This is a genomic window from Phenylobacterium sp. Root700 (assembly GCF_001429025.1).
Taxonomy (GTDB): domain Bacteria; phylum Pseudomonadota; class Alphaproteobacteria; order Caulobacterales; family Caulobacteraceae; genus Phenylobacterium.
On record NZ_LMHT01000033.1, the window covers coordinates 15,438 to 31,919 of the forward strand.

Here is a 16,482-nt window from a genome sequence, read left to right on the forward strand (position 1 = left end):
TCATGATCTCGCGGTCGAACCGCTCGTCGGCATAGGCCGAGACCACCCGCGGCAGCAGTTTCTCGCGGGCATAGGACCGCGCTGACTGCCACACCATCCGCTCCTCCTCGGTCAGCCGCGAGGACAGGTCCAGCGGGTCTTCCCAGTTGAAGGTCTTGGCGGGCGAAGCGGTGTCGAGGGCCATGGCNAAAATGCCAAGCAGCTCAAAGGCTGCAGGGGCTGGCGGTACGGCGGGCTCGCAATCGGGTCAACATTTTCGTACAAGTGTGCGAAATGCGAACGAGAGAGACTCATGGAACGGCGAGACCAGGTTCAGTCCTTTGTCCGCGGCCTGCGTGTAATCCGTAGTTTCAGTGCGGACCGGCCGGTGATGGCTTTGTCGGAGGTCGCTGAGGAGGTCGGGCTCACCCGCGCTGCGGCGCGCCGTCTGCTCCTAACGCTGGTCGATGAGGGGTTCGCCAGAATGGAGGGAAAGCGCTTTCGACTGACGCCCAGAATTCTCGACCTCGGGTATGCCTATCTCTCGAGCGTCGAAGCGCTCGATGAGGCCCAAACCGTTCTCGCCGAACTGGCGACCGAGATCGGCGAGTCCTGCTCGATGAGCGTCTTGGAAGGGGACGAAGTTGTCTATGTGGCTCGGGTGACGGCGAGCCGCCTCATGACGCTGAGCCTTCGAGTCGGCAGCAGGCTTCCGGCTTTTCACACATCGACGGGCCGCGTGATGCTCGCCTACTCATCGCCCGATAGGGTTGAAAAATTGATGAGTGGTCGGGAGTTCGCCGCGTACACACCTAAGACAGTTACGAGCGCTAGTGAAATCTGGGGCATCCTGCGTCGCGCACGCCAGCAGGGCTGGTGCCTCTGCGACGAAGAACTGGAAGTCGGGCTCATTTCTCTAGCCGTTCCTGTTTATGATCGCGGGGGGTGCGTTACCGCCGCCCTGAATGTTTCCTCACACACAAGTCGAACGCCCGCATCGGATCTCCTTCAGCGCGCGCTTCCTCGGTTGCAATCCGCCGCGGAGCAATTGGTCAGCCGAAGCCGAGCCTAGCTATCCCCGAGACCTCGGAAGCATCAGCTCGACTAACCTCGGCTCGAAGGTGTCGGCCTCGTCCGCCGAGCGACCAGCTCTCCTTCGACTTAGCGCTAAATTGAGCGGCGGGCAGCCCATGCAGGCTGGCGACTAAATGGCGCGCTACATGTCGGAGTTCACCGACCACATGCCAGTCTGGGATGTGACGACGCCAGACCTGATCACCGACCTGCGAGTGGCGGGAGGTGGCCGACGTCCAGTCCGCGACCGCTACAAGCTCAGCTTGAAGGACCACTTCGCCAAGAGCAATCCGGCCGCCGTCGCAACCTGGTCGAGATCTTGCCGGACGCCGCCGATCGGGGCGCTGGCGCGCCGAGCCTTCCGGCCGGAATCTCGCGGAGTCTGGCGCGCGGGCGCCAACGAATCTCGCGGTCGATCCCGACGGGTTCGGCGGGCCACAAGGCTCCGCTTCATGCTGGATGCGAAGCTCGTAAACCACGCCAGCTCCGAGGGGATGGCGCACTGCGCCCTATTCATGGCATTTTGCGCCATGGTCCAGGATCTCGAACGGCTGCCGATGCCTCTGGGTTATTTCCGCCTGATCCTGCGCTGCTTCGGCGACACTGCGGAGCGCCGGGCCGCCATCCTGGCCGGCACGGACGTCACCGAGGAAATGCTGCGGGATCCCTCCGCCGACATCAGTCTTTTCCAGCAGCTTCGGCAGGTGGAGAACGTCAGCGCCCTGTTCGGCGACGATTGGGTGCTGCGTGCGCCCGAACTCTGGAACCCCTCTTCCCATGGCCCGCTAGGGGTCGCGGGGGTTGCGGCGCCGGATCTCGCTGCGACGATCGAGGTGATCACCCGGTACGGCTTTGTCCGGGCGCCATACTACAGGACCTCGCTGCGGCGTGGTCCGCAGTGGAGCCAAATGGACTACGAGCTGACGGTCGATCTCGACGAGCGCATTTCGCGCCCGATGATGGAGATGTGTTTCATCGGGTTTCGAGCGGGGATCGCGTCGGTCATGGCCGCGTCGCCTGCCGAAGCCCGCTTCTTCTTCGCTTGCGCCGAACCCCAACACGCGCCTCAGGTTCGGAGCGTACTGGGCGAGAACGTCGCCTACGGCGCCGTGCGCAACGCCATCCGTTTTCCCACCGCCTGGCTTGCGTTGCAGTCCCCCTTGGCCGACGCCACCCTGTACGGCGTCGCGCTGCAGGAGTTGCAGGCCGCCAAGGCGCGGCTCTTCGCGCCCGACGGTTTACGGGGCCGCGTCGAGCGACTGCTGAAATCTTTGCCCGCCGGCCGCCTGACCGCCGATGAAGTCGCGCGCCTGACCGGCGTCTCGCGACGAACCCTGGTCCGGCAACTCTCGGAGGCCGGGACCGGCTACCGCGACCTCGTGGACGCCGAACTGCGGGCGCGCGCCGGGCGGCTCCTGCAAGACGGCGGCCTGTCCCACGCGCAGATCGCCGAGGCGCTGGGCTACACTGATCCGTCCAGTTTCAGCCGGGCCCGCCGTCGGTGGTTTCGCGACTCGCCGGCTCCGAGTTGACGCAGAATTCGGCCTGACCGTGTTCTAAGTGAGCCACCGAGAGCCTAGGTCGACTCCCCGAGGGCATATGTGATCGCCTCGTCCGCAACACTGTTCGCCAAGTCGCTCATGGCCCCCGCCCCTGGTTGCCCAGCCCGCCCCTCGGCGATGACGGACGGCCGGGGCGATACGCTTTTCAGAAATTGCTCGCGCGGGGATCGACGACGCTCTTCCGGTATGGACCGACGAGTAGGCCCTCGATGCGCGAGCCCTCGATCATGAGCACCGGGTGAAGCGCCTTGTATAGCTTCCTGTAGTTGTAGAATGGGACGCTCGGCCAGAGGTGGTGCATGAGGTGCAGGTTCTGCTGAAGCAGAAGGAACGTTCCACCCCGCCAGAGGCTGATGCGAGTGTTCTTGTAGCGCTCGGTGCTATCGAACGGGTGGTGGGGCAGCCACGAGAAAAACGTCATCAGGATGAAGCCGGCGATCGCGCGGGGAATTAGGAACAGGAAGACCCACTGTTCGAAATAGCCGGTCGCCACCGCGAGCGCGAGAATGAGCAGGTGGGCAACGCCGACGGCGGAGGTCAGGAACATCTCTTGCGCGGTGACCATCGTGCGAACACCGGCATAGCGCTTGGGGCTCAGCCAACGCAGCATGAACAGCGGAAGCAGATTCATCGGGATCCCGATCAGCCACTTGACGATCAGGCTGGCGAAGGACCCCTTGACCCCGATGTCCGGATCCAACTCCGTATTCGTGTGCGAGTGGTGAAGCACGTGGCTGCGCTGCAGTATCGGCCATCCCGAACCCAGCCCAAGCGCGCCGATCCACCCAACGGTGGTGTTGACCCAGCCAAGTTGCGCGGGCCTGCTCACGACGTTTCCATGAATGGACTCGTGCACGAGCGAGTAGTGCGCGTACATCACCAGCCCGAGAGCGGGCGTGCAGACCCAATAGGACACGCCGCCGCTGAGCCCGAGGTAGAGCAGTCCTATCAGGCTGACGGGCAAGACCAGGGCGAGCGCCAATGTCGGCCAGGCCACTCGAGGCGACAATGAAAGCGCAATGCGCTTTTCTTCAGCGTGCGAGAGGCCGATTGCGACTCGCGACGCCTTCGTATCGGGAACGTCATACGCCATGTGTCTTCTCCCTATGGCGAGAGCCGACGGGCTCGTGACCCGCCAGGTCTTGGCCGCGATCCTGCCGCGCGTCGAAGACGCGCTCACCAACTTCGGCCGCACCCTCGGCCCACGCCGCCCCGCCTTGCCCGCCCATCGGCGACATCAGATGCCGTCCAGACGGCACCCACGCGCCACGAGAATGGGCCGAAGCGCGCGGAAGGCCGCCGGATGCCGCATAAGCGGCATGCGGGGATAGAGGTGGTGGATGACGTGGTACTGCATCCCCATCGTCAGGATGTTGCCAAGGCGGCTTCTGAACCCGCGGGTGTCGCGGTAGCGGCCCACGGCCAAGGCCGGATGGTGCGGCGCCCAGCTTAAGAAGAACCGGATGTATAGGCCGCCCACGATCCGAGGCAGCCACACGATCGCCGCCACCTCGAGCGCGTAGCCCGCCCAGGCGAACCCGAAGAGCAGGGCGTTGGTGACGAGTGCATACGCCAGAAGCGTCGCCCCGGCGCGACGGGCGTCCTCCGTTCCGAGGCGCTCCAACGCGTTGGCGTAGGCGATGTTCGTCTTCGGAACCGTCCGCAGCTGCATGCCGATGTCCTTGACGACCATGTGCCAGGCGCTGTCGGACCTGGTGTTGATGTCGGGGTCGAGCTCCAGGTCGTTGGCGTGCTTGTGATGCTCGTAGTGCGTGAGGCGGGCGGCCTGATAGGGCAGTCCCAAGGGAACAGGCGAGAGGTGGCCGACGACCTCGTTGAGCCAGAACAGCCGTTCGCCTTCGCGAGCGATGATCCTGTGTTGGGCTTCGTGCGAGGGCAGGTAGCTCAGGATGACGTTCAGCGTCGCGATAGGCGCCGCCGCCCACAGCGGAAGGGCGCCCGACAGGGTCAAAGGCCAAAGCGACAGCCAAACCGCCAGGTTGGTGAACGCCCAGACGATGGAGCCCCACGGAAGGCCGCCCATGAACTGCTCGGCGATCGAACGCTCCAGGCGCAGCAACTGCTGGGATGAAAGTTCGCTGAGATCGTGCTCGTGGACCGTTGCGGAGACGCTCATAGCCAGCGCCCCGTCAGGTTGGCGACCGCACCCCATGATCCGCCGATCGCAAGGCCCGCGACCAGAGGCCATTCAGCCTGCGCCGCGCCTGGAAGCGCGCGCTCGAGCAGCTGCGTCATCAACGGCGCGATGAAGCCGATCCCGAAAATCAAGGGCATGCCTTGGAGCAGCAGCGTCAGCAGGCGGCCGATGAGGCTGACGGGGGCTGTCGGCGCACCGTCGCTCGACAAATGAGCGACGTCGTCGCGGGGCATGAGGATCTCTCCCTGTCGTCGCCTATCTCAAGGCAGGCTTGGTAGTCGTTAGCTTACGCAGCCGAGGCGCCGAGGGAGAGGGCGTGGCGCGCCATTCTGATGACCGTTTGCGCCAAGGCCGGGCGGCCCACGGAATCTATCGTCGCCCCCGGGGCGCACGACGGAGATCGGCCGTTGAGCGTCGATGTGGCCTCGCTCTGTCCGGACGCCCTCCGCAGTCGGGACCTCGGACATCAAGGTTTTGAATTCGAACTGTCAGGCTCATAAGATCTATTCTGAAAACTCCATTGTCGGCGGCGAAGGGATGGCGCCAATGACGCCGCGACCACGGCTCTCAGGATCCTCCCATGACCACACGCAAGCAGCTCAAGCTCGGCCATATGATCGAAGGGGCCGGGCGCACCTGGACCGACTGGCGCCATCCCGACGCCCAGCCGGGCGCCAGCACCAATTTCGCCTACTACAAGGACGCCGCCTTGCTGGCCGAGCGGGGTAAGTTCGATTTTCTATTCATCGCCGACAGCCTGTCGATCAACGAAAAGTCCAGCCCGCACTATCTGAACCGCTTCGAGCCGATCACCATCCTATCGGCCCTGGCGGCGGTGACCGAGCACGTGGGCCTCGTGGCCACTCTGAGCGTGACCTATTCGGAGCCGTTCAACGTCGCCCGGCAATTCGCTTCCCTCGACCACATCAGCGGCGGCCGCGCGGGCTGGAACGTGGTGACCTCATGGCTTGAAGGCTCCGCCGACAACTTCGGCAAGGAGGAGCATCCGGCCCACGACGTGCGCTATCGCCTCGCCGCCGAATATCTCGATGTGGTCCAGGGTCTATGGGACAGCTGGGAGGACGACGCGCTCGTCCACGACAAGGCCAACGGCGTCTTCTTCGATCCCGAAAAGCTCAACACCCTGGGACACAAGGGCGACTTCCTGTCGGTGAAAGGGCCGTTGAACATCGCCCGCTCAGCTCAGGGCCAGCCGGTGATCTTCCAGGCCGGCGCCTCCGAGGACGGTCGCAATTTCGCGGCCAAGCGCGCCGACGCCATCTTTGTCGGCCATGGCGGCATCCAAGAGGCCCGGGACTATTATGCCGACGTCAAGGCGCGCGCCGCCGGCTTCGGCCGCGATCCCGCTAGTCTGTTCATCCTGCCGGCCGTGGCCCCGATCATCGGCAGCACCGAGGCGGAGGCCAACGCCCGCTGGGAGGAACGCGCCGACCTGGTCTCGATCGAGTCCGCCCTGGCCATGCTCGGTCGCAGTTTCAACGACCATGACTTCACCGTCTACGAGCTGGACGCCCCGTTCCCGGACGTCTTCGCTCGCGGCTTCAACAGCTCTCAGTCGGCGACCCTGAAGATCGCCCAGGCGGTGCAGAAAGAAAACCTGACCCTTCGTCAGGTCGCTCAGCGGTTCGCGACGCCCAAGGGTGAATTGGTCGGAACCCCGGAGCAGATCGCCGACAAGTTCGAGGAATGGCTGGTGACCGAGGCGTCCGACGGCTTCGTGGTCGGGCAGCCCCTGCCCGGCCAGTTCAGGCTATTCGTCGAGGAGGTGACGCCGATCCTGCAGAAGCGGGGCATCCTCCGCGAAACCTACGAGGGCTCGACCTTCCGCGACAGCCTGGGCCTCGAAGTCCCCGCCAACCGATTCACCGTCGCAAAAGACCAGCGCGCGGTCGCCTAGGGGTTCCCCATCCGCCGCTTTGCGGCGGATGGACTAGGTCGCCCGGGCGGCGTGCCCGGGCGGCGTGAATGGGCGCCGCGGGCGGTGGTGATCAACCCGCGCGCGATGCGCCTGCCCGCCGCCTGTCTCGAAGCGGGCCGGGCGGCCCCGCGGCCGTCAGCCGCGCCGCTCATCGTGCGTCGCCACCTGCAACGAGTCAGCCGTCCAGCCTCCGCCCAGGGCGCGGAACACGGCCACGCTGGCGCGCGCGGTGTCGGCGCGAGCGACGATTGCGGCGTCCTGAACATCCAGCAGGCGGCGCTCGGCTTCCAACGCGTCTCGCAGGTCGAAGCCGCCGATGTCGTATCCCGCCCGCGCGACCCTGCTGGCCCGAGACAGAGCGGCTTCGCTCCGGCCGAGGTCCTCGGCCTGGCGCGCGCCGCGCGAGAGGCGCGAGAGGCCGTCCTCGACTTCGGCCACGGCCTGGAAAACGGTTCTGCGGTAGCCGGCGACCGCTTCGCGAGTGCGGCCGCGCGCCGCCTCGACCTGGCCGCGGGTCGCCCCAAAGTCGAACAACCGGCCAGACAATCCTGCGGTCCCAGCGGACTGGAGGGAGTCGTCGTCAAGGAGATCGGCAAGCACGGGCGACAACAGGCCGACCAAGCCGGCGATCGAGACCCGAGGATAATAGCCGGCGATGGCCTCCGCCACGCGCGCATCCCCCGCCGCGACCCGGCGTTCGGCGGCGACGATGTCTGGTCGGCGGGCGAGAAGTTCCGCCGGTCCATCGCGGACATCGATCGTGAGGGCGGCCGGGAGCGCGCCCACTCCGACCTCGGCGGCGGCCCTCCCAGGCGCGCGTCCCGACAGCAGGTCTATGCGATCCAGAGTCTGATCGAGCGCCGCCTCGAGGGCGGGCGCACGGGCCTGGGCCGCGGCCAGGTCGGCCTCGGCGTTATCGAGTTCGAGGCGGGCGGCGGCGCCCTCCTGGAAACGCAGCGCCACCAGCGCACGCAAACTTTCCACCGTGTCGATGCGCTCACGCGTGATCTGGAGCCGCGCCTGCAGCTCACGGGCGGCGATGTACGCGTTCGCGATCTCGGCCGCCACGCTCAGCCGCGCCCCCGCCAGGTCCGCCGCCGCCGCGACTTGATCGGCCCCAGCGGCGCGTTTCACGGCCGACAAGCGGCCGAACAGATCAAGCTCCCACGACATGGCCGCGCTGAGGCCGAAAAGTTCGCTTGTTCTGTCATAGGTCGGGGACGCGGACGCGATCCTGGCGACCGGATCCCCGAGGGATTGACGCTGGGTGGTCGCCGAGCCGCTGATTGTCCCCGACGGCAGCGCCAACGACGTCGCGACCCTGGAGGCGGCGGCGGCCTGCTGCAACCGCGCGCTGGCCGCTTCGATATCCAGACTCCCGAGCAGAGCCTCGTCGATTAGACGATCAAGGACTGGGTCGTTGAAGGACTTCCACCACTCCATACGCACGATGGCGCTCGATGTGGGACCGGTTGGGAGCGACAGATTGCGGTACGACGAAGACGCCGCAGGCGCGGTTGGCCCAAGCGGCGGATGGCTCGCGCATCCGAACAGGGATAGGGAGCCCAGCAACACCAATGGCATGCGCAACATCACAGCCGATCTCCTTGCCTTACATAAACTGATGAGTTAGATCATTTTTCATGAAAAGCAAGACGTCAGTTCCAGGCGCCGCCGCTAAGCGCCCCGGCCGGCCCACAGTCGATCGCCGCGAGGAGATCCTCGAGGCCGCGCAGCGGCTTTACGAGTCGATCGGATTCGAGAAGACCACGATCGGGGACGTCGCCCGCGACCTCGGCATGTCGCCCGCCAACCTGTATCGAAGCTTCCCCAACCGTCAGGCGCTCGACGAGGCGATCGCGGGGCGAGCTTTGTCGACGATCGAAGACAAGGCCTGGGCGGCCGCAAGGGCGGAGCCGAATGCCGGCCTGGCGCTTGAAGCTCTGAGCCGCGCCGTGCTCGAGGAGACGCAACGTCTGCTTTTCAGCGATCAAAAGCTGCATCATCTCTGCGCCGTCGCCGCACGGGAAATGTGGCCAGTCGTGGCCGCCTACCTGGGAGGACTCCGTGGAGCCGTCCGTCACGTGATCATGGAGGGGCAGCGGTCCGGCGCCTTCAGAGCCGTCGATCCCGAGGAGATGTCCGACACCATCTGCTCCGCGCTGAACAAGGTCTGGCATCCTCACATGATCGAGACCTACGCCGGGGAGGATCTGATGCACACCAGCGATCGCATCTGTCAGCTGCTCGTAACCGGGCTGAATAATAAAATGATATAGTCCATCATTTTTCATCTATTATTCGAAACGGATCCGGCCTAGGGTTTTGCGGCAACTAAAGTCTCGCAGGACACTCCATGCCGGTCCCCATCTCACGCCCCGCCGCCATCCTGGCCGCCTTTACGCTCGTCGCTTGCGCGCCAAAGGCCCCCGAGGCGCAGCCGCAACTGGTTCGCACTGCTCTGGTAGGAGAAGGAGCCGGGGGCGCCATTCGCTACACCGGCGTGGTCCGCTCACGCACCGAGAGCGATCTTGGTTTCCGGGTGGGCGGCAAGGTCGTCCAGCGTCTCGTGGATCCCGGTCAGCAGGTTCTGAGGGGGCAGCCGCTGTTGCGACTGGATCCCTCCGATCTCCAGCTCGCGGCCAACGCCTCTGGCGAACAGTTGCGGTCGGCGCAGGCTCAGGCGACGCAGGCTCGCGCGGAAGAGGCGCGCATGGCGCGTCTTCTGGAGGCCGGCGCCGCTTCCCGATCCGCCTATGATCTCGCATTGGCGACCGCCCTGTCCGCCGAAGCTGCGGTGTCAGCGGCTCGATCCAACGCCCGTCAAGCCGGTAACCAGGCCGACTACGGCACGCTTGTCGCCGATGCCGACGGGGTGGTGACCGAGGTGCTCGTTCAGCCCGGACAGGTCGTCGGCGCAGGGATGGTCGTCGCCCGCCTGGCGCGCGCCGGAAGCCGTGAGGCGGCCGTCGCCGTGCCCGAGACGCAGCTGGCGACGCTACCGCGGGCCGGTCGCGCCTTCCTCTACGCCTCCGACGCGCCGATCCAGGCGCAGCTTCGCGAAGTGGCCGGCGTCGCCGACCCCCTGACGCGCACTTTCGACGCCAGGTATGTCCTGAGCCGAACCGACCTGCCGCTCGGCGCTACGGTCACCGTTGAATTGCCCCGCTCCACGCCCCGTCAGCAGGAGGTGCCCCTTGGCGCCCTGCATGATCCGGGCGCCGGCCCGGGCGTCTGGGTGGTCCAGGCGAACCGCGTTCACTTCCGAAGGGTCGCCGTCGCCAGGTTAGGCGAAGAGACCGCTTCGATCGCCGCCGGCTCGCTGAACGCCGGCGACCGGATCGTGACCCTCGGCGCGCATCTGCTGCGCGAGGGCCAGGTGGTTCGTCCGGTCGACGCCGTGGCGGTGCGCCCATGAAATTTCCCAACCTTTCTGCCCTGGCCGTCCGCAACCCGTCGGTCACTCTCTTCCTGATCATCGCCATCCTCGCGGCCGGCGCCTTCGCCTTCTTGAAGCTCGGACGGGCGGAGGATCCGACCTTCACCATCAAGGTGATGACCGTCACGGCGGTTTGGCCCGGCGCGACGGCGCAGGAGATGCAGGATCAGGTCGCCGACCGTCTGGAAAAGCGACTCCAGGAGCTTCGCTACTACGATCGCACCGAGACCCAGGCGCGGCCTGGCGTTGTCTCCATGACCGTCTCCCTGAAGGATTCGACACCGCCCGGCGCGGTCCCCGAGGAGTTCTATCAGGCGCGTAAGAAGCTGGGCGACGAGGCGATCAATCTGCCCCAAGGCGTCATTGGGCCGATCATCAATGACGAGTTCTCGGACGTCTATTTCGGCCTGTTCGCTCTACAGGCGCGGGGCATGTCGCATCGCGACCTCGTTCAGGAGGCCGAAACGCTGCGCGAACGGCTGCTGAGCGTCGAGGGGGTCAAGAAGGTCAAGATCATCGGCGAACAGCCGCAACGCATCTTCGTCGAGCTGTCCTACAAGCGCCTGGCGACGCTTGGCCTGACGTCCGACCAGCTGATCGCCGCCCTGTCCCAGCAGAACCTGCTGTCGGGCGATGCGGAGGTCCAGACCGGGGCCCAGTCGGTGAACATCCGCGTCGACGGCGCCTTCGACGGGGTCGAGACGGTGCGCGCAACGCCGATCTCTGCGGGCGGCCGAAGCTTCCGGCTCGGCGACATCGCCGAGGTCCGTCGAGGATACGAGGATCCCGCCACCTATCTGGTCCGTCACAACGGCGCGCCGGCCTTGGTGCTGGGCGTCGTCATGCGCGAACGCTGGAACGGCACCGTGCTTGGCGAAAGCCTGAAGGACGAGGTCGCCGAAATCCGCGAAAGCCTGCCGGTCGGTCTCACCCTGACGCAGGTCGCCGACCAGTCGAAAAACATCGAAGAGGCCTATGGCGAATTCATGCTGAAATTCGTCGTGGCGCTGGCTGTCGTCATGGTGGTCAGTCTGATCGCGCTCGGCTTCCGCGTCGGCCTGGTGGTCGCCGCCGCCGTGCCGCTGACCCTCTCGGCGGTGTTCGTCATCATGCTGATGACCGGGCGGGACTTCGATCGCATCACCTTGGGAGCGTTGATCCTGTCGCTCGGGCTCCTGGTCGACGACGCCATCATCGCCATCGAGATGATGGTGGTGAAGATGCAGGAGGGCATTGATCGCACCGCCGCCGCGACCTTCGCCTGGGGCGCCACGGCCGGCCCGATGCTGACCGGCACCCTGGTCACCGTCATCGGCTTCATCCCTGTCGGCTTCGCCCAATCCGTAGCCGGGGAATACGCCGGCAACATCTTCTGGATCGTAGCCTTCGCGCTGCTGGTGTCCTGGATCGTGGCCGTATTCTTCACACCGTACCTGGGGGTGAAACTCCTGCCCGCCATCAAGCCGGTGCCGGGCGGCCATGACGCCATCTATGCCACGGCAAGATACGCACGCCTGAGGTCTTGGATCGCTGGATCCGTGGCCCTGCGCGGCCCTGTCTCCATCGCGGTGCTCACGGCGCTGATGATCGCCGGCGCCCTGTTGGCCGTCGTGGTGCCCAAGCAGTTCTTCCCCATGTCGGATCGCCCCGAGGTGCTGGTCGAGGTCTCACTGCCCAAGGGCACGAGCATCACCGCCACCCAAGCCGTGGTCGAGCGGATCGAGGCCGACCTTCGCAAACTGCCTGAAGCACGGTCTATCGATTCCTACATCGGCGCCGGCGCGCCACGCTTCTTCATGTCCCTCAATCCGGAGCTGCCCGACCCCGCGTTCGCAAAGCTGATCGTGCTTACGGACGACCACAAGGCTCGCGACGCCTTGAGTCACGCCTTGGCGAAGCGGATCAACGCCGGCGCCTATCCCGAGGCCCGCGTGCGCGTGAACACCCTTCTGTTCGGTCCCCCCGTCCCCTATCCCGTCGCCTTCCGCGTATCGGGCCCCGATCCGGAGCGGCTGCGCATTCTAGCGGCGCAGGCGGCGGACATTGTCCGTGCTGACCCGCGAACGCGCGATGTGAACCTCGACTGGGGTGAGCGCGCGCCGGTCGTCCGGCTCGTATTCGACGAGGATCGCCTGCGCCAGATCGGCCTTAGCCCGGCCAGCGTCTCCCGCCAGGTCAGCGCCCTGATCTCCGGGGCCACCGTGTCGCAGATGCGGTCCGGCGATCGGACGGTGAACGTTGTGGTGCGGGCCGCCGCGGACGAGCGCGCCGGGCTGGCGGGTCTCGAGAACATGACGATCACCACGGCCGACGGGCGCTCAGTGCCGCTCTCCGGCGTGGCGCGTCTGACCCCGCAGTTCGAAGACCCGATCCTCCTGCGGCGGGATCGTCAGCCGACCATCACCGTTCGCGCCGACATCGTTCCCGGGGTCCAGCCCCCCGTCGTCACGGCGGCGATCCTGAAACAAATGGGCGAGTTCACCGCCGCCTTGCCGCCAGGGTATAAAATGGCGACTGGCGGTTCGGTCGAGGAGTCCGCCAAGGCCAATGCGGCCCTGGCGCCGATCTTCCCCTTGATGATCGTGCTCATGCTGACCGTCATCATGGTTCAAACTCGGTCGTTCAAGATGACAGGGCTCGTGTTCGCCACGGCTCCACTCGGGCTCATCGGAGCCGTGCCGGCCCTGCTCATCACCGGCACGTCCTTCGGGTTCAACGCCATCTTGGGCCTGATTGGACTGGCGGGCATCCTGATGCGCAACACGTTGATCCTGGTCGATCAGATCGAGGCCGAGCGCGCTCACGGGCTCAGCCAAACCGACGCCGTGATCGAAGCCACGGTCCGGCGCGCCCGCCCCGTCCTGTTGACGGCCGTGGCCGCGGTCCTGGCCTTCCTGCCGCTGACCCTTTCGAGCTTCTGGGGGGCGCTGGCCGTCGTTCTGATCGGCGGGACCCTGGTCGGTACGGCGCTCACCCTGCTCTTCCTGCCAGCCCTCTACGCCCTCTGGTTCAGCGAGCGTCCTCGCAAGGCTCAGTCAAGACCCGAAACCCATGGCCCAGTTGATCTGAGACCTCTGTGAGCGCCGGCGCGCCGGCTTCGACGTTTATGCGCTCTCCGAACGGCGCCTCCCCCATGGGGAGGCGCCCCCATCTCTCGTGGGTTTCGTTTCACCACCCGTCAGGAATATCAGCGCCGCGCGCGCAAGCATGCGCCGGGGAATCGGCTACAGATCCGGCCACACCGCCGTCCAGGGCCGGGAGGGACTTTCGGAGCACGCACACCCCGTACGGCGGCCTACGGCGCCGATTTTCCACGGAGAGCCTATGACGGCTTGGTCGTCGGGGGGGCCGCGCGCAATCCCACGCCAAGCTCCGCCGCGCCGCAATCATTTTGGCTCTTGGTAAGGTCGAAAAAAGAACCTAGTGTTCCGAAGCCTCACGAGACAAAGGTTGCATGCTGCGGTCGCAATGCGATGGCCATCACCTTCCGTATCGCCCCGACGAACCTGGAGCTTCCATGCGCGACTACCTGACATTCTACATTGACGGTGCGTGGGTCGACCCCGCCGAGGGCCTGACGACGCTTGATGTCGAGAACCCCGCGACCGAACAGGTGGTCGGTAGGGTCGCCCTGGGCTCGGCCGCTGATGTCGATGCGGCCTGCAAGGCGGCCCGCAAGGCCTTTCCGGCCTGGTCGCAGACCAGCCGCGAGGAGCGCCTGGAGGTCTTGGGCCGCATCCTCGCCGAGTACCAGAAGCGCTTCGGCGACCTGGCCACCGCGGTCACCGAGGAAATGGGCGCTCCGGCGAGCCTGGCGCAACGCGCCCAGGTGCCCGCCGGCATGGGCCACCTGGCCACCGCGATCGAAGTGCTGAAGACCTTCAAGTTCGAGGACGACCGCGGCCCGACGATGATCGTCAAGGAACCGATCGGCGTCTGCGGGCTCATCACCCCCTGGAACTGGCCGCTGAACCAGATCGTCTGCAAGGTGGCCCCGGCTATCGCCACGGGCTGCACCATGGTGCTGAAGCCCTCTGAGGTCGCGCCGTTCACCGGTCAGATCTTCGCCGAGATCATGCATGCGGCCGGCGTGCCGGCGGGTGTGTTCAACCTGGTGCATGGCGACGGCCTCGGCGTCGGCGTGCCGCTGTCCAGCCACCCGGAGGTGGACCTGATCTCGTTCACCGGCTCGACCCGCGCCGGCATCGAGGTGGCCAAGAACGCCGCCCCGACCGTCAAGCGCGTGGCCCAGGAGCTGGGCGGCAAGAGCCCGAACATCGTCTTCGACGACATCGCCTTCGCCGAGGGGATCGCTCGCGGTGTTCCGGCGATGATGATCAACTCGGGCCAGACCTGCCATGCCCCCACGAGGATGCTGGTCCCCACCCGCCGGATGGACGAGGCGATCACCGTCGCCCGGGAAGCCGCCAACCAGGTCACCGTCGGCGACCCCAATGGCAACGCTCAGATGGGCCCGGTGGTCTCCAAAGTCCAATTCGACAAGATCCAAAAGCTGATCCAGGCCGGCATCGACGAGGGCGCGACCCTGGTCATCGGCGGGGTCGGCCGCCCGGAAGGCCTGGACCAGGGCTACTATGTGAAGCCCACCGTCTTCGCCAACGTCACCAACGACATGACCATCGCCAAAGAAGAGATCTTTGGTCCCGTGCTCGTGGTCCTCGGCTACGACACGGTCGACCAGGCGGTCGAGATCGCCAACGACACCGAGTACGGCCTGGGCGCCTACATCCAGGCCGCCGACCTCGAAAAGGCCCGGCAGGTCGCGGCGAGACTTCGCTCGGGACAGGTCTTCATCAACGGCGCATCGAACGATTTCATGGCCCCCTTTGGCGGCTACAAGATGAGCGGCAACGGGCGCGAATGGGGCGACCTCGCCTTCCACGAGTTCCTCGAGACCAAGGCCATCCTCGGCTACGCGCCCGCCCCAGCCGCTGAGTAGGGCCTCCAGCGCGCGAACTTCCGCGGCGGCCGCGCCATCGGTTCGCCTCCCCCGCCGATCCTTTCCCCGGCGGGCGCCTCGGCCCGGCCGCACGCCTTGCGGTCGGGCCGCTTTCCCACGGGCCGTTGTCGAGCAAAGGGCAGGGATGCTCGGCGCTGGGCTCGACGGCGGCTCTGCATTCATGGCGCGACCGCACATCGGCCCCGCCACCCCATCGCCGTTGAGGGATGTCCCTCTGCGCGCAAGACGTCAGGAGTCAAACGGTGAAGGCATATCAAGTGGTCGAATTCGGCGCCCCGATCCTCGCGAACGAGGTCGCGGATCCGTCGCCGAGCGCCAGCCAAGTCGTGGTCAAGGTCGCATCCTGCGGCCTCTGCCATTCCGACCTGCATTTCCATGAAGGCCACCTCAGCCTTGGCGGCGGGCAGAAGCTTCCCCTCCCGGCCATCGGGGCCCCGACACCGTTGACAATGGGCCACGAAATCTTCGGCCATATCGCCGCCTATGGGCCGGACGCCGGTCTCTCGCAGGCCGACATCGGCCGCTCGGTGATCGTGTACCCTTGGATCGGTTGCGGCGGTTGCCAGGCCTGTCTCGACGGCCGAGACAACGAATGCGCGAAACCCCAGAACCTGGGTCTGCACCGATCCGGCGGTCACGCCGAAAAAGTGGTCGTGCGGGATCCGAAATTCCTTATCGACGCCAGCGGGATCGACCCTGACATGGCCGGCGTCTACGCGTGCTCCGGGCTCACCGCCTATTCGGCGCTGGCGAAGTTGCCGCGGAAATCCGGTTGGGTCGCGATCGTGGGCGTCGGCGGGGTTGGGCTGATGGCGCTCGCCCTGGCGAAGGCGATGGGCTTCGAAAAGGTGGTCGCGGTGGATGTGGATGATGCGAAACTTCGCCTCGCCACGGAAAGTTACGGCGCCGACCTGGCGATCAACAGCCGCTCGGAAGACGCGATCGAAGCCCTCAAGGCCAAGACCGGCGGCGTGAGCGGCGTGATTGATTTCGTGGGCGCGGACGCCACCGTCCAACTGGCGCTGGGATCGCTCATCAATGCTGGCGTCTATGTCGCCGTGGGCCTGTTCGGCGGCACGCTTCAAGTCCCGGTGGCGGCCTTGGCGTCGCGCCAGCTCACCCTGAGGGGTTCGTTCGTCGGCACGCCGGCGGAGTTGCGCGATCTGATCGACCTGGTGCGAAAGGGGGGCGTCAAGCCGATCCCGTTCCGCCGCGCTCCGATCAGCGAGATCAACGCCGACATGGCTGCGCTCAGCGCCGGCGAGATTCAGGGGCGGGTCGTCCACTTCCACGCAAACGGGACGCCGGCCGCCTAGCCCCGGGCGCTCGAACTACTCTTAGGCAATCGGG

Annotated in this window: 12 protein-coding genes and 1 pseudogene; 8 read left to right on the plus strand and 5 right to left on the minus strand. The window is 66.2% G+C overall.

Annotated features, from left to right (window positions below; translation table 11 throughout):
• A pseudogene (locus ASE02_RS23065) lies at window positions 1-187 on the minus strand (acyl-CoA dehydrogenase); the annotation flags it as partial.
• Between the two features lie 105 nt (window positions 188-292).
• Here ASE02_RS23065 and ASE02_RS17290 point away from each other — a divergent pair.
• Together ASE02_RS17290 and ASE02_RS17300 are read left to right on the plus strand one after the other, a co-directional pair.
• The gene (locus ASE02_RS17290; RefSeq protein WP_056735787.1) at window positions 293-1,051 is read left to right on the plus strand and encodes an IclR family transcriptional regulator C-terminal domain-containing protein; all 759 of its coding nucleotides are present in this window, start codon (window positions 293-295) and stop codon (window positions 1,049-1,051) included.
• Between the two features lie 136 nt (window positions 1,052-1,187).
• A complete protein-coding gene (locus ASE02_RS17300; RefSeq protein ID WP_082602180.1) occupies window positions 1,188-2,585 on the plus strand; it encodes an AraC family transcriptional regulator in 1,398 nt (465 codons plus the stop codon).
• A gap of 175 nt (window positions 2,586-2,760) precedes the next feature.
• Here the strand turns inward: ASE02_RS17300 and ASE02_RS17305 are convergent, their stop codons facing one another.
• The 3 genes from ASE02_RS17305 to ASE02_RS17315 form a co-directional block, all read right to left on the minus strand.
• Window positions 2,761-3,708, minus strand: a complete 948-nt coding sequence (locus ASE02_RS17305) for a fatty acid desaturase (protein ID WP_056735790.1) — start codon at window positions 3,706-3,708, stop codon at window positions 2,761-2,763.
• Between the two features lie 144 nt (window positions 3,709-3,852).
• Entirely contained in the window at window positions 3,853-4,752 is a 900-nt protein-coding gene (locus ASE02_RS17310) for a fatty acid desaturase (protein WP_082602181.1), read from the minus strand.
• A complete protein-coding gene (locus ASE02_RS17315; protein WP_056735791.1) occupies window positions 4,749-5,006 on the minus strand; it encodes a hypothetical protein in 258 nt (85 codons plus the stop codon). Before ASE02_RS17315 ends, ASE02_RS17310 begins: the two co-directional genes overlap by 4 nt.
• A gap of 347 nt (window positions 5,007-5,353) precedes the next feature.
• Here ASE02_RS17315 and ASE02_RS17320 point away from each other — a divergent pair, with 347 nt between their 5' ends.
• Window positions 5,354-6,691 (plus strand): LLM class flavin-dependent oxidoreductase, encoded by a 1,338-nt coding sequence (locus ASE02_RS17320; RefSeq protein WP_056735792.1) that lies wholly within the window; start codon window positions 5,354-5,356, stop codon window positions 6,689-6,691.
• A gap of 156 nt (window positions 6,692-6,847) precedes the next feature.
• Here ASE02_RS17320 and ASE02_RS17325 read toward each other — a convergent pair whose 3' ends face one another.
• Complete coding sequence (locus ASE02_RS17325; RefSeq protein WP_082602182.1) at window positions 6,848-8,305, minus strand: efflux transporter outer membrane subunit; 1,458 nt, start codon at window positions 8,303-8,305, stop codon at window positions 6,848-6,850.
• Between the two features lie 50 nt (window positions 8,306-8,355).
• Here ASE02_RS17325 and ASE02_RS17330 point away from each other — a divergent pair, with 50 nt between their 5' ends.
• The 5 genes from ASE02_RS17330 (at window position 8,356) to ASE02_RS17350 (ending at window position 16,448) form a co-directional block, all read left to right on the plus strand.
• Window positions 8,356-8,991: a TetR/AcrR family transcriptional regulator gene (locus ASE02_RS17330; protein WP_056735794.1), complete on the plus strand. Its 636-nt coding sequence runs from the start codon at window positions 8,356-8,358 to the stop codon at window positions 8,989-8,991.
• Window positions 8,992-9,068: 77 nt separating this feature from the next.
• Window positions 9,069-10,130, plus strand: a complete 1,062-nt coding sequence (locus ASE02_RS17335; protein WP_056735795.1) for an efflux RND transporter periplasmic adaptor subunit — start codon at window positions 9,069-9,071, stop codon at window positions 10,128-10,130.
• Complete coding sequence (locus ASE02_RS17340) at window positions 10,127-13,231, plus strand: efflux RND transporter permease subunit (RefSeq protein ID WP_056735796.1); 3,105 nt, start codon at window positions 10,127-10,129, stop codon at window positions 13,229-13,231. Before ASE02_RS17335 ends, ASE02_RS17340 begins: the two co-directional genes overlap by 4 nt.
• A 437-nt stretch (window positions 13,232-13,668) precedes the next feature.
• Complete coding sequence (locus ASE02_RS17345; protein WP_056735797.1) at window positions 13,669-15,111, plus strand: aldehyde dehydrogenase family protein; 1,443 nt, start codon at window positions 13,669-13,671, stop codon at window positions 15,109-15,111.
• Between the two features lie 278 nt (window positions 15,112-15,389).
• On the plus strand, window positions 15,390-16,448 hold the full coding sequence (locus ASE02_RS17350) for a zinc-binding dehydrogenase (RefSeq protein ID WP_056735798.1): 1,059 nt from the start codon (window positions 15,390-15,392) through the stop codon (window positions 16,446-16,448).
• The last annotated feature ends 34 nt before the right edge of the window (window positions 16,449-16,482 follow it).